We start from the raw sequence: 533 nt of genomic DNA on the forward strand, positions 1-533 counted from the left end.
GGCTCCTCATGAGGTGACGTGTGGTCCTTGTCACGTCCCGGCGCGCGCCCTGTACACTACTCGGAACATGGCGAACGAGCACGTCCTGCTGACCCCCGGCCCGACGCCCATCCACCCCCGCGCGATGGAGGCGCTCGCGCGGCCCATGCTGGGTCACATGGACCCGGAGGTGTTCGCCCTCAACGCGGAGATCCAGGCGGATCTGCGCGTGATGTACGGCACCGCCCCGGAAGCCTTCACGGCGCTCCTGGCGGGCACGGGCAGCCTCGGGATGGAGGCGGGCTTCGCGAATCTCGTGGAGAGCGGCGACACGGTGCTGGTCTGCGCGAACGGCAGTTTCGGGCGGCGCATGGCGGAGATGGCGGCGCGCTACGGGGCGCGGGTGCGGCTCGTGACGGCGCCGCTGGGCGAGGCGATCGATCCCTCGGACGTCGCGGCGCACGTGGACGGCGTGGACATGGTGGCGGTCGTGCACGGCGAGACGAGCACGGGCGTCCTCAACCCGGTGGAGGACATCGCGGCCATCGCGCGGC

At 71.9% G+C, this 533-nt stretch carries 1 protein-coding gene; it reads left to right on the plus strand.

Annotated features, from left to right (window positions below; all coding sequences use genetic code 11):
- Nucleotides 1-67: 67 nt before the first annotated feature.
- On the plus strand, nt 68-533 hold a 466-nt coding region (locus tag DEIPI_RS28400; protein ID WP_045233628.1), incomplete at its 3' end, for an aminotransferase class V-fold PLP-dependent enzyme.

This window comes from Deinococcus pimensis DSM 21231 (assembly GCF_000519345.1).
Lineage (GTDB): Bacteria > Deinococcota > Deinococci > Deinococcales > Deinococcaceae > Deinococcus_A > Deinococcus_A pimensis.